The organism is Pantoea sp. FN0307 (genome assembly GCF_050113815.1).
GTDB lineage: Bacteria > Pseudomonadota > Gammaproteobacteria > Enterobacterales > Enterobacteriaceae > Mixta > Mixta alhagi.
Genome location: NZ_JBNJSO010000003.1, coordinates 86836 through 108037 on the forward strand (window position 1 = coordinate 86836; position 21202 = coordinate 108037).

The window sequence follows — 21202 nt, forward strand, 5'->3', positions numbered from 1 at the left end:
TTACTCCCCACGCAGCAGGTCAACATAATGGCGCGTCACGGCCACCAGATCGTCACCCTGGAGCGGAAACTCGATACCGCGCGGTACGTTACCGGGCAGCAGGTTTAACAACTCTCGCCAGCTGTTATCGGCATCGTCGAGTGCAATAGCACGCCAGCTGCAGTTATGAGGTACAGCCGCTTTCACATGAATATAGCTGACGTAATGTGCCAGCCGACGCGCTGCGGCCATGGCATCATCACCGGTCCACTGCCAGTTGGCCATATCAAAAGTCATCTCAAAATGGGTATGCGGCTGCTCAAAGAAAGGCGCGATGGCCGCAAGCGTACCGTATTCAGTCTGATCGTTTTCCACCACCAGGCTGACATTGCTGACAGGCAACGTAATCTCTGTGCCCGGCTGATAAGGGCCCAGCGACACTTTCAGCCGCTGCGCGCGCAGTTGCTCTGCCTCATGCAGATAGCGTTCCAGCAGTGGATTCACCTTGCCACCTTCGACAAATAGCGCATCGGGAACAGAATAAGAGGCTTTCAGCCGATGTTCAGCAACGGCTTCAGCCAGCTGTGGCAGGCTTTGCAGCTCAGATTCCGCCAAAAGTTCACGCCGGATCTCTACGCCGTCAGCACCCGCTTCAGCGATGATGGATAATAACGCCAGTTGTCCACCCAGCGCGGTAACTTTTTGATGACCGTACGCAGCGGTCACGACAATAATTTCTGGTTTCATCTTTTCCTCCGGGGCTACAGCATGTGAACCCGCCTAAAGAAAAGCTAATTGGAACCGGTTCCAAAGCAAAGTTGGAAAGTATGGAATTATGATCGCGCTCACGATGTAAGCTATTTTGTTCCACGAATCATCTGATTTGTCACAGAAGGGGGCTCCCGACGCAACAAGCTGTGCTGGCGGGGGTAAAAAATGAATTAACCTAAAGCACGGCTGGAGCCGCGAATCACTAACTCGCCGCTGAATGTCTTCTCTTCAATAGTTGTGGCTTCGCCTTCAATACGCTGGATCACCCGCTCCAGCGCCGCATAGCCGATCTGCCAGGTTGGCTGTTTCAATGTGGTGATGCCGTCGCCTGCCAGCTCAGCCCACTCCAGTTCGTCAAAGCCCAGCAAGCCGATTTGCTGGCCCCAGTTCAGGCCCAGCCGTCGCAATGAGCGCGCTACCTGCAGCGTCAACGCGCCGTTAGCCACCAGCAATGCCGCAGGCTGTTGAGCATGGCGCTGGTAAAAGTCATTGATAATACGATCCATGGCGCTGGCGTCGCTGAGCACTGCCTCTGCATTTTCACTAATGATGGTTGTATGACGCGCACAAACCTGGCGGAACGCCTGCAGGCGCTCCAGACGGGTATTCACCAGACCAAGCGGCTCACTGAGAAACAGCAACGCCCGGTAGCCGTTCTTCACTAAATGCTCGGTTGCAACGGTCGCCGCCTGGGCATTATCCAGCCCGACCACGTCACAGGAAAAATCAGGGATTTTGCGATCGATCAGCACCATCGGCAGCAGCGACTGCTGTAGGCGATTCAGCGCATCTTCGCGCATCCCGACGGCGTTCACCACAATACCTTCCACCTGATAGCTGCTGAGCAGCTGCAAATAGTGTTGTTCCTGATCGATTTCGTTATTGGTATTACAAACCAGCAGCGTAAAGCCATGAGCGCGGCAGGCCGCCTCAATACCGCACAGCACATCCACTGAATAGGGATTGGTAATATCGGCGATAATCAGCCCGATAAGACGGGTGCGCCCTCGTTTCAGGCCGCGCGCCATTTGATTAGGGCGATAATTAAGCGCGGCGATCGCCTGCTCAATCCGTTGTTTCAGATCTGGCGAAAGCGCATGCTGCTCGCCGTTGAGGTAACGGGAAACGCTGGTTTTGCCGGTTTTTGCCACCCGGGCAACATCACTAATGGTGGCGCGTATAGCCTTTTGCTTCATCTCTTTCTTCACTCCGCGAATTCGATGAGAGACTAACACAGCTTACTGTTGGGAGTTAGCATCAGGACAGGAACGGTAAAAAGGGAAAAAGCGTACAGATAAAAGGGGGCTGCGGCCTGCCTGCCCCCTGAAGTTGTGTTATGACAGCGGGCTAAGCGTAATTTCAACGCGACGGTTTTGCGCTTTGCCTTCTTCCGTGCTGTTGGACGCGATTGGGTTATCCGGGCCCATGCCGCCGGTGCGTAGACGATTGCTGGCAACGCCCTGCAGGATCAGCGCGCTGGCAACGCTATCGGCACGCTGCTGCGACAGACGCATATTCAGCGCGCGCGTACCGGTGCTATCGGTATAGCCAACCACGTTAACGGCGGTTTTCGGATACTCTTTCAGTACCATCGCAACACCGGTCAGCGTCTCCGCGCCCGCAGGTTTCAGCGTGCTGCTGCTGCTGTCGAAGGTGACATTATTCGGCATATTCAGAATAATGGTATCTCCGCTGCGCGTTACGCTAACGCCGGTGCCGCGCATTTTGTCACGCAGCTTGGCTTCCTGCACATCCATATAGTAACCCAGGCCGCCACCCAGCGCTGCGCCGGAAGCTGCGCCAATCAGCGCGCCTTTGCCGCGATCTTTTTTCGACGAAGAGAGCACGCCAACGCCTGCGCCAACCAGCGCCCCCATACTTGCGCCGATACCCGATTTCCCTGCCTGCGACTCCCCGGTGTATGGGTTAGTGGTACAGCCGGAAAGGGCAACGGCCCCGCTCAATAACAGTGACAAGGCAATAATATTTTTTTTCATCTTCTATCCTGTAAAAACCAACTAACAAGCGCACCCGCTTAAAGCGGTCATTATGCCGCGTAGTGCTTCAGGAAATATCCAGGAATTTCCTCAGATTTGTAAAGATTCAGCGCGGCTGGTTATCAGGATGGCGGAAACAGGTCGTTATATGGTCATTAACCAGTCCGCAGGCCTGCATAAAGGCGTAACAGATGGTGGAGCCGACAAATTTAAAGCCGCGCTTTTTCAGCGCTTTCGACAGGGCGAGCGAAACCGGCGTCTGGGCGGGAACGGCGGCGCCATCGGCAAAATGGTTGATTTGCGGTTGCCCATCAACAAACGACCAGATAAAACGCGAGAAATCATCGCCGTTTTCCTGCATTGCCAGATAAGCGCGCGCGTTGGTGACGATGGCATTGAGCTTGGCGCGATGGCGAATCAGCCCGCTGTTTTGCATCAGGCGATCGATATCGCTTTCGTTCATTAACGCCACGGCATGCGGATCGAACTGATAAAAGGCGGCGCGGTAGTTTTCTCGTTTTTTCAGCACCGTAATCCATGACAGCCCCGCCTGCTGACCCTCCAGACAGAGCATTTCAAACAGTATTCTGCTTTGGGTTTGCGCAATGCCCCATTCGCGGTCGTGATAGGTTTGATAAAGCGGATCGGTTGAAACCCAGCCACATCGTTGCATCTGTCCCTTCCTGTCTGGTCAGTCTGATCGAGACTGGCAGCTTATCATGCTGCCGCCCGGCGATTTTAACGCATGAAATGAGAAATATGGTTATTTAGCACGCATATAATCAGCGCGCTAATCTTTACCAGGGAGATTTCATGTCCGACGATATAAAAATTATTGCTGTAAAATTTGCTGGCTTTTTTGGCTGTGCGATCTTTCTTGCGTTGATGATGGGGTTGGTTTTTATTGATGTAAACTGGATGAACGACGCGCTGCATGAGACGTCGTTTACCGAAATTTTTCAGGAAATTCAGCTGGCGGTGATTGCCCTGATGTTCTTTGGTCAGGCATTCAGGCAGAAAAATCTGCGCTACAGCCTGTTGCTGATTGGCGGCTTCTTTACCTGTATGCTGATCCGCGAAATGGATTTCCTGTTTGATCGCATCCACCACGGTACCTGGATCTGGCCGGCGCTATCCGTGGCGCTTATCTGCATCTGGCGAGCGGTGCTGCATCCCTCCGCTACGCTCTCAGGGCTGGTTCATTTTCTCCACCATCCCAGCTGGAATATGATGGCTGCGGGCCTACTGACAATTTTAATTTTTTCACGTTTGTTTGGCATGCATGAACTGTGGGAAACGCTGATGCTCGACGGCTATAACCGCACGGTAAAAAATATGGCGGAGGAGGGTACGGAACTGCTGGGATACAGTTTTTGTCTGCTTGCCAGCCTGCGTTACCTTTGGGATTTACGCTACGTGAAACAGGAAAAAATCGGCATCGCCTGGCAGTCTCAGTATTAAGCAACAGGCGATTCCAGGCGCTAAACTTGATAGAATAGCGCCTGTTTTGGCGGCTACGGCAGCCAGTTACGTTTTGCCTGCAACAGAATCCGGAAATCACCATGTCTGTCAAGATTTTAACCTCAACTGTCATTGGCCTCGACGCGTTTCGCCAGGATCCGATCGGCGCGCTTTCTGCTGCAGGTGCGGGAGCGGTTGCCGTGTTCGATAATAATGCGCCGGTGCTGTATGCGGTAACTCCTGACCGGCTGGCACAGCTTCTGGAGCTGGAAGCGGCGGTACGCCAGCCGCAAAGTGATGTGACGCTGGATGAACAGCTCTATAATGATACGCTGACGCACCCGGTTTCAGTGCCGGTCGGCAAGTTTATGATGTACCCGGGCTGGCGACCGGACGCCGATTTTCAGCGCCAGGCCGCCATCTGGGGCATTGCGCTAAGCGAGCCGGTTACGCCCGCCGAGCTGGCCGCCTTTATCACCTGGTGGCAGGCTGACGGACGTCCTTTCCATCATATGCAGTGGCAGCAAAAACTGGCGCGTAGCGTCCAGCAGAGCCGGGCAGTTAACGGTAGCAGAGCGCAGCGCGATGTTAATCAGCTGCCTGAACCCGATCACACAATCCCTGATGGTTTCCGAGGTGAATAATGAAAACGCCCGCTGAGTTATTTAACCGTCTGCAACGGATGATGCCGGCCCATATCAAGCCTAAATTCCAGAACGGCGAAGAGCTGTTGGCCTGGAATCAGGAGCAGGGTCGCCAGCGTTCGGAGGCGATTGCGCGTGAAAATCGGGCGATGAAAATGCAGCGTATTCTGGGTCGATCCGGCATCCGCGAGTTGCATATGAACTGCTCGTTCGATAACTATCGGGTAGAAAACGAAGGGCAACGTAAAGCGCTGGAACAGGCACGCCGTTATGCTGATGAGTTTGATCACAGTATCGCCAGCTTTGTGTTTTCTGGCCGTCCCGGCACCGGGAAAAACCATCTGGCCGCGGCGATTGGCAACCACCTGATTTTGCGCGGTAAAAGCGTGCTGATCGTGACGGTCGCCGACCTGATGTCGATCATTAAAGGCACCTTCAACGGCGACAGCGACCGCACCGAAGAACATCTGCTGCACGATTTCAGCACCGTGGATCTGCTGGTGATTGATGAAATCGGGATGCAGACGGAATCACGCTATGAAAAGGTCATTATCAACCAGATCGTTGATCGTCGCTCCTCTTCCAAACGGCCGACCGGCATGCTGACCAACCTCGATCACAGCAATATGGTTAAGCTGCTGGGCGAGCGCGTGATGGACCGCATGCGTCTGGGGCAAAGCCTGTGGGTGAACTTCAACTGGGATAGTCATCGCGGGCGTATTACCGGCAACGAATATTAAGCTTTACGCCTGCGCACACCGGCGCGGGCGCTTTTCCTCTTCTGCGCTGCCCCAACTTCGTCAATTATTGTAAACCGGACGCTCACCTGTCAGGCTACCGCTCGTTTGTGCTGGTGCATTATCTGACGCCGCTGATATCGGTATTTATCTCCTCTACCTTTTTGTCGCTGGAGTCCCTGGCGGAGGAGCTGGAGGATCCCTTTGGCACTTCGGCTAATGATTTGCCGCTTAGCGCGCTGTGTAACGGCATTGAAATTATTCTGTGTGAAATGCTCGATCGGCCTGGACCAGAAAGATACGCCCGGATGCAAACTGTGTACTGACATAACTTTATCTGGCTGTCCGCCTTCTCTGCTGGCAGCCCGACGACCACCATTACAGCCAGGTCAGTGGGATGCCAGAAGATATTTATTTATAAAATTTATTATTTATATTTAACAATTCAGTGACTTTACTTTTTTATCCTGACTGCCCTTTTCTGGCGGCAATAAGTGAAATTAAACGCTTCATCTCCTGTTGATGGCCTCTCTTTGCTCAAAACCTCACTTTATATTGGTAAATTTCCTAAAGCGTGGCTTAACCAAGTCGATAACCCTACATCGTCCCAGTTTTTAACATAAAGGTGAGCTATGAGCGGTTTGGCGGCGTTGGTGGCAGGTTTTAATAATGTGAGCGTGGGTAAGAAACTCACATCTGGTTTTATTCTGGTGCTATTGATCATGGTTGGGATTGCGGGAGCCGGTATTAAAGGCTTTGACAATATCCAGACGGATGCGCAAAAACAGCAAATTATCGTAAACATGGTGCAGCAGCTTAATGTGGCTCGCCTTAACCGCACGCTTTATCAATATACCGGCGAAAGCCGCTACAGTACTGAGAATACTCAGGCTTTACAGCAGGTAAAACAGCTGGGGCAGTCGCTTTACCAGTTTAGCTGGCACCCTGAAGGGAAAGCGAAGCTGGATATGATGAAACAGGTAATAGAAAACTACCTTACGCAGCGTGACAGTTTTGTCAGCGCCGTTAATCAGCGTAGCGCGCTGTTAAAAGAGATGAACATTCATACGCTGGCTGATTATGGTCGCAGCAGTGAAGCGCTATCTGGCCAGGTGGCTACCGATGCGGGCATCGTACTGGCGGCTTCTCGTCTGGAAAGTGCTATTCAGCATGCGTTAAAAGCCTGGCCTGACTTCATTGCTAAGCCTGATGAGGCGCAAAAGGCCAATATCGTGAATAAGCTCAGTGCGGTAACCCAGCGTGCCGAGCTGCTGAAAAGCCATCTCACCAGCGGTGAAACCAGCTGGGTTGCCGGGTTAATACTGGATACGGCGCGCCTGAGCGCAACGCTGGATAGTTATCAGACTGCTTTTTCTCATCAGGAGAGTGAGTCCGCAGGGTTGACCGCCACGGCAGGAAAACTGAATGCTGCGGTCAACGATCTCTACGAGGGACAGATGGCGAATGTGACGAACACCATTACGCAAGCCAATGCCATTATGTATGGCGCGGCGATACTGGGCGTGCTCGCAGGGTTAATTATCGCCTGGCGAATTACGCGCAATATTACCCAGCCGTTACGTGAAACCTTGCAGGTAGCCAACCAAATTGCCGCAGGCGATCTGACTGCCCATATCGATACGCAGCGAGGCGATGAGCCAGGCCAGTTAATGCAGGCGGTAGGCCGCATGAACCAGAACCTGAAAGAGATTATCGTTCAGGTGCGTCAGGGTGTAGATAACGTGGCGCGCGCCTCGGCGGAAATCGCCGCCGGGAATATCGATCTCTCTTCACGTACCGAGCAGCAGTCGGCGGCGGTGGTAGAAACGGCTGCCAGTATGGAACAGCTTACTTCTACCGTGAAACAGAACGCGGAAAATGCGCATCAGGCCAGCAGTCTGGCGCAGGAAGCTACGCTGAATGCCGGACGTGGCGGTAAAATCGTGCAGGATGTGGTGATCACGATGGATGAGATCAGCACCAGCTCGCGCAAAATTGCCGACATCATCAATGTGATTAATGGAATCGCTTTCCAGACCAACATCCTGGCGCTGAACGCAGCGGTAGAAGCCGCGCGCGCCGGTGAACAGGGACGCGGCTTTGCCGTGGTGGCGGGCGAAGTACGCAGCCTGGCTCAGCGCAGTGCAACGGCGGCTCGTGAAATCGAAGCGTTGATTAACCAGGCGGGTGAAAAGGTGAATAACGGTTCACGTCTGGTGAGCAGCGCTGGTCAGGCAATGGAAGATATTGTCCGTTCGGTCTCACAGGTGAGCAGCATCATGCATGAAATCGCCCACGCTTCTGAAGAACAGAACCGGGGGATTACGCAGATCGGTCAGGCGATGACGGAAATGGATACCACAACGCAGCAGAACGCCGCACTGGTGGAAGAGTCTTCCGCTGCGGCCTCTTCGCTGGAAGAACAGGCGAGGCAGCTGGAACAGACGGTGGCCGTGTTCAAAACGGCCCCGCAGAGTGTTGCCGCACGTAGTGCTGTAGCCCAGGAATCACGCTACGTTGTCGCTGCGAAAAAGCAGGCCGCGCCCGCTGCCGCAGGCGGTTGGGAGCAGTTCTGATTGCAGGCTCCGCCCGAGGGCGGAGCTTTTACGTTTGTGGCTGGCGGCTCCGGCATCACGCCTTTAGCCGTTGGCCACCGCTTTTGCCAGCGCATCCGGCTGCATCGGCGAGACTGCCTGCACCAGCGATTCGCGCGTGATTTCTGCAATTGAGCGCGCGCCGGTTAAGGTCATTGCCACACGCATCTCTTTTTCAACCAGATTCAGCAGGTTAGTCACGCCTGCTTCGCCCGCTGCCGCCAGCGCATAGAGAAAGGCTCTGCCCAGCAGAACCGTATCCGCGCCCAGCGCGATCATGCGTACCACATCCAGTCCGCTGCGCACGCCGCCATCGGCCAGAATCGCCAGCTCGCCCTTCACCGCATCCGCTATGGCTGGCAACGCTCGTGCGGAAGAGAGCACCCCGTCCAGCTGGCGTCCGCCGTGGTTAGAAACCACAATGCCATCCGCGCCGAAGCGCACCGCATCACGCGCATCTTCCGGATCGAGAATGCCTTTAATCACCATTGGGCCTTTCCAGAAATCACGGATCCATTCCAGGTCGCGCCAGGAGATCGACGGGTCAAAATTGTTGCCCAGCCAGCCAATATAATCTTCCAGTTTGGTTGGTTCGCCGCGATAGGCGGAGATATTGCCCAGATCGTGCGGGCGACCATGCAGCCCGACATCCCATGCCCATTGCGGATAGAGCGCCGACTGAATATAGCGACGTATGGCCGCATTTGGACCGCTCATGCCGGAATGAGCATCGCGATAGCGTGCGCCTGGCACCGGCATATCCACGGTAAATACCAGCGTCGAGCAGCCCGCCGCCTGCGCCCGTTCCAGCGCATTGCGCATAAAACCGCGATCGCGCAGCACATAAAGCTGGAACCACATCGGACGCTGGATAGCCGGGGCAACCTCCTCTATCGGGCAGAGAGATACGGTGGAAAGCGTAAAGGGAATGCCTTTTTTATCGGCTGCCCTGGCGGCCTGTACTTCACCTCGTCGCGCATACATGCCGCACAACCCTACCGGTGCCAGCGCCACCGGCATCGACAGGGTTTCGCCAAAAAGCTGGGTCTCCAGGCTCAGCGAAGACATATTGCGTAAAATCCGCTGGCGCAGCGCAATTTGCGCCAGATCTTCGCTGTTGCGGCGCATGGTATATTCGTCATAGGCGCCGCCGTCAGCGTAATGAAACAGAAAGGGCGGTACTTTAGCCCTGGCGGCGGCACGGTAATCTTTTGCTGATGAGATAATCACGGTTGTCCTCGCTTACTGTCCGGAATGCGCATACTGCGCGCCCGTCGCGCCTCTTCTTCATGCAGGTTACGCATGGTGGCGTCGACAAATTCAAGATGGTGGATAGTGACGCTGCGCGCGCGGTCGGCGTCGCCTGTCACGATGGCCTGACAGATCGCTTCATGCTGCACTGCCAGCTGACGGAAAATCTCCGGCGCGGTATACATCCGCTGGCGGCTCTGCATGACTGATGACTGCAGCAGATCAAACAGGCCGCGCATCGCCTGCAACAGCACCAGGTTATGCGATGCTTCAGCGATCGCCAGATGAAAACGTACGTCGGAATGGGCAGCCAGGTCAGGATCGTCACGGTCGCTGACCTGCAGCATCATTTGGCAGCAGCGCTGAATATGCGCCTTATCTTCCGGTGTGGCGCGCCGTGCCGCATGCCAGGCGGTGCTGGACTCAATCGCAATCCGCGCTTCCAGTACGTCGTAGCGATAACCTGGATCGTCAGCCAACAACGTACTGAGCGGCATCACCAGCCGGACAGAGGGCCAGTCGTCGCGCTGAGCCGCCACAAAATTGCCGCCGCCGCGTCGGCTCATCAGCACACCTTCGCTGATCAACTTTTGTAGCCCTTCACGCAGCGAAGAGCGCGAAACCGCCAGCTGCTGCGCCAGCTGCCGCTCTGCAGGCAGTCTCGCACCGGGCTGTAAACCCTGCTCGGCGATAAACTGACGCAGCTGCTCTGCCAGCCGATCGGCCAGCCTTATTTCATCCGGCATCGGGGATCATCCACGGGAAAACCCAGGCCTGTAGCGAAGTTATCACCCCGATAATACAGGTGAAAATCAGGCTGTGTTTGACGGTAAAGCGGAAGAGATCGGCCTCCTTACCAACCAGCCCAACCGCCGCGCAGGCGATAGCGATCGACTGTGGCGAAATCATTTTGCCGGTAACGCCGCCGGTGGTATTGGCAGCGACCAGCAGCACTTCAGGCACGCCAATTTGTTGGGCGGTCGTGGCCTGTAGCGCGGCAAACAGTGCATTGGAAGAGGTATCAGAACCGGTAAGAAAAACCCCCAGCCAGCCAAGGAAAGGTGAAAAAAAGGTAAACGCGTTGCCGGTATGCGCCAGCGCCAGCGCCAGGGTGGTGGAGAGGCCCGAATAGTTGGAGACAAAAGCAAAGGCCAGCACCGCGCCGATAGAATAAATTGGCAATGCCAGCTCGCGCAGCGTCTCGGTAAAGGCGCTCACCGCCTGAGCGGGACGCATTTTTAACCAGATAATCGACAGCAGCGCAGCGATAAAGATTGCGGTGCCGGTAGCGGAGAACCAGTCGAATTTGTAGATGGCGGCATAAGGCGTGGCGGCGTCGACCACCGGCGGCACCTTAATTACCAGTTGATCCAGGAACGGCACGGCGAAGGTAAAAACCCAGTGGTAAAACGCACCGCCGGAGGCAAACAATGCCTTAAACGGCGGGATACTCCACAACGTGACGGTAATGGTTAAAAACAGGAACGGCATCCAGGCACGGGTAATCTGCGCCGCGCTGTATCGGGTAGCGCTGCGTGCGGAAGCGGCCGCGTTTTCCTGATTATCGAAGCGGAAAATGCGTACCGGCTTCCAGACGCGCAAAAACAGCGTCAAACAGAGCAGGGAGACCAGAGCGGAAATCACATCCGGCAGCTCCGGCCCCAGAAAGTTAGAAGTCAGATACTGGGCGATAGCAAAAGAACCGCCGGAGACCATTACCGCAGGCCAGGTCTCTTTTACGCCGCGCCAGCCATCCATAATTGCCATCACCCAAAACAGCACAATCATCGTCAGGAGCGGCAGCTGGCGTCCGGCCATTTGGCTGATGGCCATCGCATCTATGCCAGTGACCTGCCCGGCGACAATAATCGGAATACCCATCGCGCCAAAGGCAACCGGTGCCGTATTGACAATCAGGCACAGCCCGGCGGCATAAACCGGTTTAAAACCCAGCCCGACCAGCAGCGCGGCGGTAATCGCCACCGGCGCGCCGAAGCCTGCGGCCCCTTCCAGAAAAGATCCAAAAGCAAAGCCGACGATCAGCATCTGCAACCGTTGATCTTCGGTAATAGAAAGAATGGAGTTACGAATAACTTCAAATTGGCCGGTTTTCACCGTGATTTTATAAACAAAAACGGCAGCAACAATAATCCAGGCGATAGGCCAGAGACCGTAGAGAAAGCCGTAAACGGCGGAAGCCATCGCCCTATCGAGCGGCATACGATAAAACAGCAGGGCAACAGCCAGCGCGATCAATACGGTAATGGTGCCGGCGATATAGCCTTTTAGCCGCAGCCGCGTTAGGGCGAAAAAGAAAAACAGAATGGGAAGCGCGGCAATCAGGCTTGATAGCCAAATATTATCCAGCGGATCGTAAAGTTGCTGCCATGTTTGCATGCTTACGGTTCTCCTGAGCGTTACGCCTTGTTATCCGATACGGCGGAAAGCGATACCGCCGTCAGACAGGGCATAACCCGCTGCTGGTCTGACCAAAAGGGATAGAGATGTTAAATTATTGTTTATCTCGCGGTGAACAGAATGCAATCTTTGCTTAACGCTTTAATTTAATGATGGAAGAAAAGTCACAAACAGCTGGTTTTGGTAGGACCAATTTGCAGGCATAAAAAAGCGGCAAGGAAAGTTTTCCTGCCGCCGTTAGGATCTGCTGAATTTTTGATAGCAAAAAAAAAGCTTTCTGGTCAGAAAGCTGGCAAGTCACACAAGAGAGTCATATTGTTTTTATATAGTGATATTGTAAGCGCGCGCTTTTCCGTTATTTTCGGACTGTCCACCTGCGGTATACAGCCCGGGCGACGCGGCGGATTTATTCAAAATTTTGCTGACGCTTTGCACTTTCTTCATGTGAATATCAAGCAAATGGCTGGCTTGCAGATTCATGTCTCGTGCTTTTTGGGTTGACTGCAATATCCTGTTCCAGTGGCCCATCAGCGTCGGCTGTTGCTCATAGGGTGCCTGCAGCTGTAGATCTTTTTCTGTCTGCTTTCTTTGTTCATCATGCCACGCCAGCGTAGCCAACAGGCTGCTTTTGATATCAGAGAGCTGTTGCAGCGCAACAGCATTAACCTGAGCGTGGCTTAACTGCTTAATTTCCTCGGTCAGCACTGCGTCCAGTTCATTAAGCGTATCCTGCAGTTTAATCAGCGTCGTCTGTAAGGTTTGCATCGTTGTTTCTTTTATCGATCGTCGAGAATATTTTGCATCAGCGCCTGAGCAATTTTTTCGTAATCCATTTTTAGTTCGCCGTTACGAATCGCATCTTTAATTTTTTCGACGCGATCCAGATTGATATCGCGCGAGTCATCGACTTTGATCTGCTGTGTTAAGGCGCTGAGTTTGACATCAGTGCCTTTTTCAGACGGGGCATTTTCTTTTGGTGCGCTGTTAGCCGGATTCCGTTGAGCGAGCTTTACTTCCTGCTGAACATGGGTTGGCGTAACAGGTTGCGTTTTCAGCGTATGGTTAATGCTCATATTTTTTCTCCGAAACCTGGATGTTTACCTTTTGCGTTACTAATAATATCGGTGTTTTTACGGATACCTAAAGATGAAATTACAAATTTATCCGTACGCTACCGTCGTGATTAACGCTACCCGTTACCAGTTGACCACTTTTCATACGCACCCGCACAGGATCGTTAACTGCGGCATTATCAAGCGCTTTTCCTCTGGCCATAATATGAAAGCCGTTGCCATAAGCGATCACGTCTGTTTCTTCGCCGCGATTGATACGCCAGCTTTTACGCAGCTGATTTTTCGTTAACGGCTGGCCGGTACGCACAGGGCGGGTTAAGACCGCGCCCTGAAGAGCGCTGGGCTGCATAACGAGATCTGCGGGTAAATTCGTCAACGATCCGCTGCGCTGAATGATATCTTCAGGGCCAAGCATACTGCCTTTTTTTAAATCCCTTGCCGCAACCCACCAGCTGCCTTCTGCTTCTATCCGCACCTGAAGAAAATGCTTTTTATTGCCGCAGCGGGCAATGACCGTTCTCTGGCCGGTCAGACGCTGATTACCGCTCAAAGAAAGATATGGATCGGCACACAGCGCAGCTAATTTTTCAGAAGAGGTTAATAAAATTACATGGCGCGTGACATTGGCTGCTATATTTTTTGATGCGTCATTCACTAATGCATTAATTTTCTCTGTTAGCGTATTATTATCAGCCTGTGCTGCAAACGTAAATAATATACAAAATAAAGTTAATACTATGCTTCGCCAAATATGACGTGTTTTTTTCATACGCAACCAGCAGCGAAAGAAATCAGATTAAAGTGATTTACTTGTTTTACGGAAAGGTAGTGTAACGCTATCCTGAAGTAAGTTAATGCGCTAAATAATGTCGCTTTTGCCGCTTATTAAAAATATTGAGGCGATATTTATATCATTTCATAAAATGGATAGAGATTTGTCTTGTTTTCGCAGTATAGATTATTTCTGATTCACCTTATAGTCTCTGCGTTAATCCCTATGTAGCAAATAAGGGCACTCTTTCCATGATGGATAAACTCGATAAGGCATTATATTTTCAGCAGGAAGCATTGAATTTACTGACCCGCAGGCAGGATATTTTAGCATCAAATATCGCTAACGCCGATACGCCGGGTTATTTAGCCAGGGATATCGATTTTTCTCAGCAGCTTAAAAAGGCTGTGGTACAAGAACGCCATCAGGCGCACGCTTTAACCCTTAGCCTGACGGAAAAAGGACATATTCCAGCAGCTGCGCCTGTGCATAATCGGAACGAATTATTATATCGCATTCCCGATCAGCCTGGCGCCGATGGCAATACCGTTGATATGGATCGTGAACGCGTTAACTTCGTGGATAACAACATCAAATATCAAACCAGTTTAACCCTTCTCGGATCTCAAATTAAAGGGATGATGAGTGTTATCTCACAGGGGTAATTGTTATGTCTTTATTCAGCATATTTGATATTTCAGGTTCTGCAATGACGGCGCAGTCAAAAAGGCTAAATGTCAGTGCCAGTAATATGGCGAATGCCGATAGTCTGGCCGGCCCGGATGGTCAGCCTTATCGCGCGCGTCAGGTTGTTTTTCACGTTAATCAGGCGCCTGGCCAGGAAATTGGCGGTGTAAAGGTGAGCGACGTGATTGAAAGCGATGCGCCGGATCGTCTGGTCTATGAGCCGGGCAATCCGCTGGCAGATGCCAAAGGCTATGTGCATATGCCGAATGTCAACGTAGTGGGCGAAATGGTGAATACCATTTCTGCTTCGCGCAGTTATCAGGCCAACGTGGAAGTCATGAATACGGCCAAGGCGATGATGCTTAAAACGCTGACGTTAGGTCAATAAGGAGAGTTGAAATGGCCGTTTCGCCGGTAACCAGTACCTATAACGCCCCCAGCAGTAGCAATGGTTCAAGCATCGAGGATATTACTAATAATTTTATGAATCTTCTCGTTGCGCAGATGCAGAACCAGGATCCTACCAATCCGATGGATAACAATCAGCTTACTTCGCTGATGGCGCAGTTTAATACCGCTGCAGGCGTTCAACAGTTGAACAGTACGCTCGGTAATGTCGGTACGCTGGTAAACAGTATGCAGCAGATGAACGCGGCTCAGTGGGTAGGACGCGGCATCTATGTTGAAGGGGACAGTAGCGTCGCCTCTAAGGACGATACTTTTGCTTTTTCCGTCAACAATGATGTCGATAAAGTCAGCGTGGTCTTAACCGACCAGTCCGGCAACGTCTACACCGCCGACTTAAAAGATGTCGAAGCGGGTGTGCATAAATTTACCCTTGAAGATTTAAGCGGTTTCCAGCCGTCTGAGCCGGGATTTGATGGCAAAGAGATCTATAAAGTCTCCTATACCGCTGCCAATCAGGATGGTTCTACTCCAAAAATTATCTCATTAAAACACGCCAAAGTAGAAAGCGTCTCCTTTACCTTGTCCGGTGCGGTATTGCAGCTGGGACTGGGCGGCAGCGCCACTTTGGGCGAAGTTTATTTGATTGAGTAATGACTATTTCAGCGTTGAATGTTAGCGACCAGGAAGGTTAAGTATGAGTTTTTCACAGGGTCTTAGCGGACTGAATGCGGCTTCACAAGCTTTAGATGTTGTTGGTAATAATATTGCCAACTCTCAGACCATCGGCTTTAAATCGGGTTCTATCTCATTTGCCGATGTTTTTGCCGGTTCGCAAATCGGTATGGGCGTGCAGGTTTCCGGCGTCAGGCAGAATTTTAGCGACGGTGTGCTGGGACAGGGCACCGGCAGTCTGGATATGGGTATTCAGGGAAACGGTTTCTTTCGTTTGGTGAGCGAGGCCGGTCAGGTGTTTTATAGCCGCAACGGCCAGTTCAAAACCAATGAAAATGGTTACATCGTCAATGATACGGGCATGCAGTTAACCGGTTATCAGGCCAGCGGAACGCCGCCGACCATCCAGCCGGGTGCGGCGATTGGCCCGATCCAGATCCCAACCGGTCAGATGCCAGCGCGCGCCTCTGACAGCGGCGCGATGAAAGGGAATCTTGATTCTGGCGCGAAAATTATCGACCCGGAAATCGCGTTCGATCCAAAAGACAGCAACAGTTACAACTCAGTCAGTCAGGTTGACGCCTACGACAGCCTGGGTAACCGCCATACCATTAACGTTTACTTCGTTAAAACGGCTAATAATCAATGGAAAATTTATACCAGTGATACCACCGCGCCGGTGGTTGATGAAGCGGGCAAAGCACAGTATCAGCAGATGGATATCGCCTTTGACAGTGCCGGCCAGCTGACGACCAATCCGGCGAGGGTACCGATTGCCGGTGCAGCTTATAACGGTGCGGAAGCCCTGGAATTCGAGCTGGATATGACCGGCATGACCCAGCAGGCCACCGAGACGGCCATGGAAAGTCCGAGCACCACTGGCTATGCGCCGGGCATGATGAATGGCTTTATCGTGGGCGACAGCGGTCAAATCATCGCCTCTTACAGCAATGGTCAACAGCAGCTGTTAGGACAGGTAGTGCTGGCGAACTTTACTAATGCTGGAGGCCTGGCCTCAAGCGGCAATAACGCCTGGACCGAAACGCCGGCCTCAGGCCAGCCGGTTGTGGGCATCGCCGGCAGCGGCAACCTGGGCAACCTGTATGGCAATAAGGTCGAGGCATCCAATGTCGATCTGAGCCAGGAGATGGTCAATATGATCATTTTCCAGCGCAACTATCAGTCTAACTCGCAGACGATTAAAACGCAGTCTGAATTGTTACAGACGTTGGTTAATCTTGGCTAATGGCGGACTGACATGGATCGTGCAATTTACACCGCAATGGGCGCGGCGAACGCCGCGTTAAATCGTCAGGCGGTAACGGCCAATAACCTGGCGAATGTCTCTACTAACGGCTTTCGTGCTCAGCTAACGGCTTATCGTGCGGTACCGGTTAACGGTCCTGGGGATGCGACGCGCGTACTCTCCACTGAATCCACGCCCTATAACGACTACACCATGGGATCGATTAATCAGACCGGTCGCAGCCTGGACGTAGCGATGCCGCAAAACGGCTGGCTGGCGGTTCAGCTTCCGGACGGCAGCGAAGCCTATACGCGCGACGGTAATATTGAAGCCGACAGCGAAGGGCAGCTGCGCGTTAAAGGCTACCCGTTGATGGGCGACGGTGGGCCGCTCGAAATTCCGCCGCAGGCACAGGTCACTATTGCGCCGGACGGTTCTGTCACCGCCTTAGGGGCAGGTGATGAGCCAACCGCACTGGCCCAGATTGGGCGTCTGAAAATGGTTACGGCGCAGCCTTATCTGCTACGCCACGGCGATGACAGCCTGTTTCATGTCGATCCCACCGTGGATGAAAACCCGATCTTGCCTGCCGACCCGGCGCTGAGGCTGATGCCCGGCGCGCTTGAGAGCAGCAATGTCAGCCCGGTAAAAGCGATGGTGGATATGATCGCCACGGCACGCGGTTTTGATATGCAGATGAAAGTGATCTCAGCCGTCGACGATAACGAAAAAAATGCCAACCAACTGCTTAGCGTAAGTTAATAAAGGCAAGGAGAAGCCCGTCATGATGCACGCCTTATGGATTGCCAAAACCGGTCTGGAAGCGCAGCAGACCAATATGGATGTGATTACCAACAACCTGGCCAACGTGAGCACCAACGGCTTTAAACGCCAGCGTGCGGTATTTGAAGATTTACTTTATCAGACCCTGCGTCAGCCGGGTGCTCAGTCTTCAGAGCAGACTACCATCCCTTCTGGTTTGCAAATTGGCACCGGCGTACGCCCGGTGGCGACGGAACGAATTCATAGCCAGGGCGGAATGACGCAAACCAGTAATGCGAAAGATGTCGCTATCAGCGGACAGGGTTTCTTTCAGGTGTTGATGCCGGATGGCACCACGGCCTATACCCGCGACGGTGCGTTTCAGATCGATCAGAACGGGCAACTGGTCACCTCAAATGGTTACCCCATTCAGCCAGCGATTACCTTGCCGCAGGATGCAGGCACGCTAACCATAGGCAGTGATGGTCTGGTCAGCGTAACCCAGGCAGGACAAACGGCGCCGCAGCAGGTAGGTCAGCTGACGCTGGCAACTTTTATCAATGATTCCGGACTGGAGAGCATTGGTGAAAATCTGTATCGCGAAACCCAGTCTTCCGGCGCGCCGAATGAAACCACACCGGGCATGAACGGTGCGGGCGCACTGAAACAGGGCTATGTGGAAACCTCAAACGTCAACGTAGCGGAAGAGCTGGTCAATATGATCCAGACACAGCGCGCGTATGAAATCAACAGCAAGGCGGTGACCACTTCCGATCAAATGCTACAGCGCCTGGCGCAGCTCTGACGATAAAGGACCAGGGCTGCAGCCATTACCGCCGCTGCCCTTTTTATCTGCTCTTACGTAGTGAATATCATGATAAATCCGCCTGACTTTTCGCCGTCCGGGGCGCAGCAAGATGCCGCTCACCGTGCTGCCTTTCTCTGCTTAGCTCGCTTGCCAACGCTGTTTATCGCCGGCGCGTTGCTGGCAGGCTGCGCGGATATAACACATAAACCTTTGGTTGATGGGATAACCAGCGCCAGCCCGATGCAGACGATGCCGGGACCGGTCAATGGATCGATATTTCAGGCTGGGCAGGCGATGAATTACGGCTACCAGCCCCTGTTTGAAGATCGTCGACCGCGTAACATCGGCGATACCCTAACCATCTTGCTGAAAGAAAACGTGAGTGCCAGCAAAAGCTCTTCTGCTAATGCCTCAAAAGATGGCTCTACCGGACTGGGCTTTAGCGCCATGCCGCGCTTTATGAGCGGCCTGTTTGGCGGCGACCGTGCAGAAACGGCTATTAAAGGCAGCAACGAATTCAAAGGCAAAGGCGGAGCCGCCGCCAGAAACACCTTTAGCGGCACCATTACCGTTACCGTGCAGCAGGTGCTGGAAAACGGCAACCTGAGAGTGGTGGGCGAAAAACAGATCGCCATTAATCAGGGTACTGAATTCATTCGTTTTTCAGGCGTAGTGAACCCCCGCACTATCAGCGGCAGCAATACGGTGGTCTCTTCGCAGGTTGCTGATGCGCGGATTGAATATGTCGGCAGCGGCTACATCAACGAGGCTCAACAAATGGGCTGGTTGCAGCGCCTGTTCCTTAACTTCTCTCCTTTTTAGCAGGCTGACTATGAGAATTTCATTTTCCCTCTTTTGTCTGCATGGGCTCTGTCTTAGCCTGGCCCTGCTGCTGATACCGCCAGGCTACGCCGAGCGAATTCAGGATTTGACGACGCTACAGGGCGTACGCAGTAACTCACTGCTCGGCTATGGGCTGGTGGTAGGGCTGGATGGCACCGGCGATCAGACCATGCAAACGCCGTTTACCACGCAAAGTTTGAACAATATGTTGTCGCAGCTGGGGATTACCGTGCCGAGCGGCACCAATATGCAGCTAAAAAACGTGGCGGCGGTGATGGTAACCGCCGATCTGCCACCATTTGCCCGCGCCGGTGAAAAAATCGACGTGGTGGTTTCCTCGATGGGTAATGCGAAAAGTCTACGCGGCGGCACGCTGTTAATGACGCCGCTTAAGGGCGTGGATAACCAGATTTATGCACTTGCTCAGGGCAATCTGTTAGTTTCCGGCGCAGGCGCGCAAAGCGGCGGCAGTCGGGTGCAGGTTAACCAGCTCAACGGCGCGCGCATTAGCGGCGGCGCTACCGTTGAGCGCGAAGTGCCGACGCAGTTTGGTCTGGAAAATGTGCTGAGGCTGCAGCTAAAAGAAGAGGACTTTGCGCTGGCCCAGCGCATCAGTGATGAAATCAACCATCGCTACGGCGCAGGCACCGCAATGGCGGAAAACGCCCGCGTCATCAAGTTATTCGCTCCCAGCGACAATACGGAAAAAGTGCGCTTTATCGCGCGTATTCAGAACCTTTCCGTCAAAACCGGCCCCCGGGAAGCGCGCGTGGTGGTTAACTCACGCACCGGTTCTGTGGTGATCAACCGCCACGTTACGCTGGAAGCATGCGCTGTAGCGCAGGGCGATCTTACGGTAGAGATTTCCCGCAGCAATCAGGTCAGCCAGCCGGATACGCCGCTGGCCGGAGGCGAAACGGCTGTGGTACCGGATACGCAAATCTCATTACGTGAGCAGAATGGCGCTTTGCAGAAAGTGAATACCAGTGCCGATTTGAACGCGGTTATCAGGGCGCTGAACGGCCTGGGCGCCACGCCAAACGACCTGATGTCGATCCTGCAATCAATGAAAAGCGCGGGTTGCTTGCGTGCGCAGTTGGAGATGAACTAATGAAAAGTACCGCTTTCATGCAGGGTGCCGCTTTTGACACCGCATCTCTGGATTCACTAAAGCATCTGGCCAAACAGGATGCGCAACGCGGCTTACAGGCCGCAGCGCAGCAAATGGAAGGACTGTTTGTTCAAATGATGCTGAAGAGCATGCGGGCGGCCAGCTTCAAAGATGGCTTGTTTAACTCGCAGCAGTCAGAAATGTTTACCGCTATGTACGATCAGCAGCTGTCCCAGGATATGGCGGCTCTCGGGAAAATTGGACTGGCTGAGGTCATGGTGCAACAGCTTGGCGGCGTTCCAACGGCAACCACAGGCGGTACGCCAGCTGAATTTTCCTCACGCCAGCTTCCTGCCGGGCGGATATTCTTCCCACCGCCTGCCGCCAGCATGGCAGTTCCTGTCGGGCAAGCGAAGCTGACCGCGCCAGGCGGCGGATTTATTTCACGCCTGTTAGCGCCTGCGGTAGAAGTTTCTCGTCAGACGGGTATTCCGCATCAATTAATCCTTGCGCAGGCTGCGCTTGAATCGGGCTGGGGAAATAAGGAAATACCCCGGGAGAATGGTCAGCCAAGCTATAACTTGTTTGGGATAAAAGCGACACCGGGCTGGAAAGGTGAAACCACGGAAATAACCACAACAGAATATATCAATGGCGTGGCGAAAAAAGTGAAGGCGGCATTTCGTGTTTACCATTCTTATACCGATGCGTTGCACGATTATAGCAAATTGCTCATCAATAATTCACGCTACCAAAATGTTACGCTGGCTAAAACGCCGGAACAGGCAGCGCAAGCGCTACAGGATGGCGGATATGCAACCGACCCACAATATGCGAAAAAATTGATCGACATCATTCAACAAATTAAAAGTAACCTAACGCAGGCGGCAAATGCTTATAAAGTCGATCTGACCTCAATATTTTAGTAGTAGAAATTTTAGAGATTTTAATTTACGCCGATAAATATA

Annotated in this window: 23 protein-coding genes and 1 pseudogene; 14 read left to right on the forward strand and 10 right to left on the reverse strand. The window is 53.1% G+C overall.

Features of this window, described 5'->3' with window-relative positions:
• From ACQE3Z_RS10880 to ACQE3Z_RS10895, 4 genes are all read right to left on the reverse strand, one after another.
• Positions 1 to 726, reverse strand: a complete 726-nt coding sequence (locus ACQE3Z_RS10880) for a sugar phosphate isomerase/epimerase family protein (protein WP_426973803.1) — start codon at positions 724 to 726, stop codon at positions 1 to 3.
• A 194-nt stretch (positions 727 to 920) separates the two neighbouring features.
• Positions 921 to 1946: a LacI family DNA-binding transcriptional regulator gene (locus tag ACQE3Z_RS10885; RefSeq protein WP_426973804.1), complete on the reverse strand. Its 1026-nt coding sequence runs from the start codon at positions 1944 to 1946 to the stop codon at positions 921 to 923.
• Between the two features lie 138 nt (positions 1947 to 2084).
• A complete protein-coding gene (locus ACQE3Z_RS10890) occupies positions 2085 to 2747 on the reverse strand; it encodes an OmpA family lipoprotein (RefSeq protein WP_426973805.1) in 663 nt (220 codons plus the stop codon).
• Between the two features lie 106 nt (positions 2748 to 2853).
• The gene (locus ACQE3Z_RS10895; protein WP_426973806.1) at positions 2854 to 3420 is read right to left on the reverse strand and encodes a DNA-3-methyladenine glycosylase I; all 567 of its coding nucleotides are present in this window, start codon (positions 3418 to 3420) and stop codon (positions 2854 to 2856) included.
• A 140-nt stretch (positions 3421 to 3560) separates the two neighbouring features.
• On the opposite strand from ACQE3Z_RS10895, the gene ACQE3Z_RS10900 reads away from it, so the two are divergent.
• The 5 genes and pseudogenes from ACQE3Z_RS10900 (at position 3561) to ACQE3Z_RS10920 (ending at position 8165) form a co-directional block, all read left to right on the forward strand.
• Entirely contained in the window at positions 3561 to 4208 is a 648-nt protein-coding gene (locus tag ACQE3Z_RS10900) for a hypothetical protein (protein ID WP_426973807.1), read from the forward strand.
• Positions 4209 to 4309: 101 nt separating this feature from the next.
• Positions 4310 to 4852 (forward strand): primosomal protein DnaT, encoded by a 543-nt coding sequence (gene dnaT / locus ACQE3Z_RS10905; RefSeq protein WP_426973808.1) that lies wholly within the window; start codon positions 4310 to 4312, stop codon positions 4850 to 4852.
• The gene (gene dnaC / locus ACQE3Z_RS10910) at positions 4852 to 5592 is read left to right on the forward strand and encodes a DNA replication protein DnaC (RefSeq protein ID WP_085069096.1); all 741 of its coding nucleotides are present in this window, start codon (positions 4852 to 4854) and stop codon (positions 5590 to 5592) included. The genes dnaT and dnaC overlap by 1 nt, the downstream gene beginning before the upstream one ends.
• Before the next feature lie 113 nt (positions 5593 to 5705).
• A pseudogene (locus tag ACQE3Z_RS10915) lies at positions 5706 to 5920 on the forward strand (bestrophin family ion channel); the annotation flags it as partial.
• Positions 5921 to 6221: 301 nt separating this feature from the next.
• Positions 6222 to 8165 (forward strand): methyl-accepting chemotaxis protein, encoded by a 1944-nt coding sequence (locus ACQE3Z_RS10920; RefSeq protein ID WP_426973809.1) that lies wholly within the window; start codon positions 6222 to 6224, stop codon positions 8163 to 8165.
• 63 nt (positions 8166 to 8228) lie between these two features.
• Here ACQE3Z_RS10920 and lldD read toward each other — a convergent pair whose 3' ends face one another.
• From lldD to flgA, 6 genes are all read right to left on the reverse strand, one after another.
• Complete coding sequence (gene lldD / locus ACQE3Z_RS10925; RefSeq protein ID WP_250651304.1) at positions 8229 to 9413, reverse strand: FMN-dependent L-lactate dehydrogenase LldD; 1185 nt, start codon at positions 9411 to 9413, stop codon at positions 8229 to 8231.
• Positions 9410 to 10180: a transcriptional regulator LldR gene (lldR, locus tag ACQE3Z_RS10930; protein ID WP_426973810.1), complete on the reverse strand. Its 771-nt coding sequence runs from the start codon at positions 10178 to 10180 to the stop codon at positions 9410 to 9412. Before lldR ends, lldD begins: the two co-directional genes overlap by 4 nt.
• Positions 10170 to 11831: an L-lactate permease gene (gene lldP, locus ACQE3Z_RS10935; protein WP_426973811.1), complete on the reverse strand. Its 1662-nt coding sequence runs from the start codon at positions 11829 to 11831 to the stop codon at positions 10170 to 10172. The genes lldR and lldP overlap by 11 nt, the downstream gene beginning before the upstream one ends.
• A 342-nt stretch (positions 11832 to 12173) precedes the next feature.
• Positions 12174 to 12617 (reverse strand): flagella synthesis protein FlgN, encoded by a 444-nt coding sequence (locus ACQE3Z_RS10940; protein ID WP_426973812.1) that lies wholly within the window; start codon positions 12615 to 12617, stop codon positions 12174 to 12176.
• A gap of 11 nt (positions 12618 to 12628) precedes the next feature.
• On the reverse strand, positions 12629 to 12925 hold the full coding sequence (gene flgM, locus ACQE3Z_RS10945; RefSeq protein ID WP_426973813.1) for a flagellar biosynthesis anti-sigma factor FlgM: 297 nt from the start codon (positions 12923 to 12925) through the stop codon (positions 12629 to 12631).
• Positions 12926 to 13004: 79 nt separating this feature from the next.
• Positions 13005 to 13694 (reverse strand): flagellar basal body P-ring formation chaperone FlgA, encoded by a 690-nt coding sequence (gene flgA / locus ACQE3Z_RS10950; protein WP_426973814.1) that lies wholly within the window; start codon positions 13692 to 13694, stop codon positions 13005 to 13007.
• A 254-nt stretch (positions 13695 to 13948) separates the two neighbouring features.
• On the opposite strand from flgA, the gene flgB reads away from it, so the two are divergent.
• The 9 genes from flgB (at position 13949) to flgJ (ending at position 21160) form a co-directional block, all read left to right on the forward strand.
• A complete protein-coding gene (gene flgB, locus ACQE3Z_RS10955; RefSeq protein WP_426973815.1) occupies positions 13949 to 14362 on the forward strand; it encodes a flagellar basal body rod protein FlgB in 414 nt (137 codons plus the stop codon).
• 5 nt (positions 14363 to 14367) lie between these two features.
• Positions 14368 to 14772 carry a flagellar basal body rod protein FlgC gene (gene flgC / locus ACQE3Z_RS10960; protein ID WP_250651311.1) on the forward strand — a complete coding sequence of 135 codons (405 nt, stop codon included), beginning with the start codon at positions 14368 to 14370 and terminating at the stop codon, positions 14770 to 14772.
• An 11-nt stretch (positions 14773 to 14783) separates the two neighbouring features.
• The gene (locus tag ACQE3Z_RS10965; protein ID WP_426973816.1) at positions 14784 to 15443 is read left to right on the forward strand and encodes a flagellar hook assembly protein FlgD; all 660 of its coding nucleotides are present in this window, start codon (positions 14784 to 14786) and stop codon (positions 15441 to 15443) included.
• Positions 15444 to 15486: 43 nt separating this feature from the next.
• Positions 15487 to 16710 (forward strand): flagellar hook protein FlgE, encoded by a 1224-nt coding sequence (gene flgE / locus ACQE3Z_RS10970; RefSeq protein WP_426973817.1) that lies wholly within the window; start codon positions 15487 to 15489, stop codon positions 16708 to 16710.
• Between the two features lie 12 nt (positions 16711 to 16722).
• On the forward strand, positions 16723 to 17472 hold the full coding sequence (locus tag ACQE3Z_RS10975) for a flagellar basal body rod protein FlgF (RefSeq protein ID WP_426973818.1): 750 nt from the start codon (positions 16723 to 16725) through the stop codon (positions 17470 to 17472).
• A 22-nt stretch (positions 17473 to 17494) separates the two neighbouring features.
• Positions 17495 to 18277: a flagellar basal-body rod protein FlgG gene (gene flgG, locus ACQE3Z_RS10980; RefSeq protein WP_426973819.1), complete on the forward strand. Its 783-nt coding sequence runs from the start codon at positions 17495 to 17497 to the stop codon at positions 18275 to 18277.
• A gap of 69 nt (positions 18278 to 18346) precedes the next feature.
• The gene (locus ACQE3Z_RS10985) at positions 18347 to 19102 is read left to right on the forward strand and encodes a flagellar basal body L-ring protein FlgH (RefSeq protein WP_426973820.1); all 756 of its coding nucleotides are present in this window, start codon (positions 18347 to 18349) and stop codon (positions 19100 to 19102) included.
• A gap of 10 nt (positions 19103 to 19112) precedes the next feature.
• Positions 19113 to 20234 (forward strand): flagellar basal body P-ring protein FlgI, encoded by a 1122-nt coding sequence (locus tag ACQE3Z_RS10990; RefSeq protein ID WP_426973821.1) that lies wholly within the window; start codon positions 19113 to 19115, stop codon positions 20232 to 20234.
• On the forward strand, positions 20234 to 21160 hold the full coding sequence (gene flgJ / locus ACQE3Z_RS10995; RefSeq protein ID WP_426973822.1) for a flagellar assembly peptidoglycan hydrolase FlgJ: 927 nt from the start codon (positions 20234 to 20236) through the stop codon (positions 21158 to 21160). The genes ACQE3Z_RS10990 and flgJ overlap by 1 nt, the downstream gene beginning before the upstream one ends.
• Positions 21161 to 21202 lie beyond the last annotated feature (42 nt).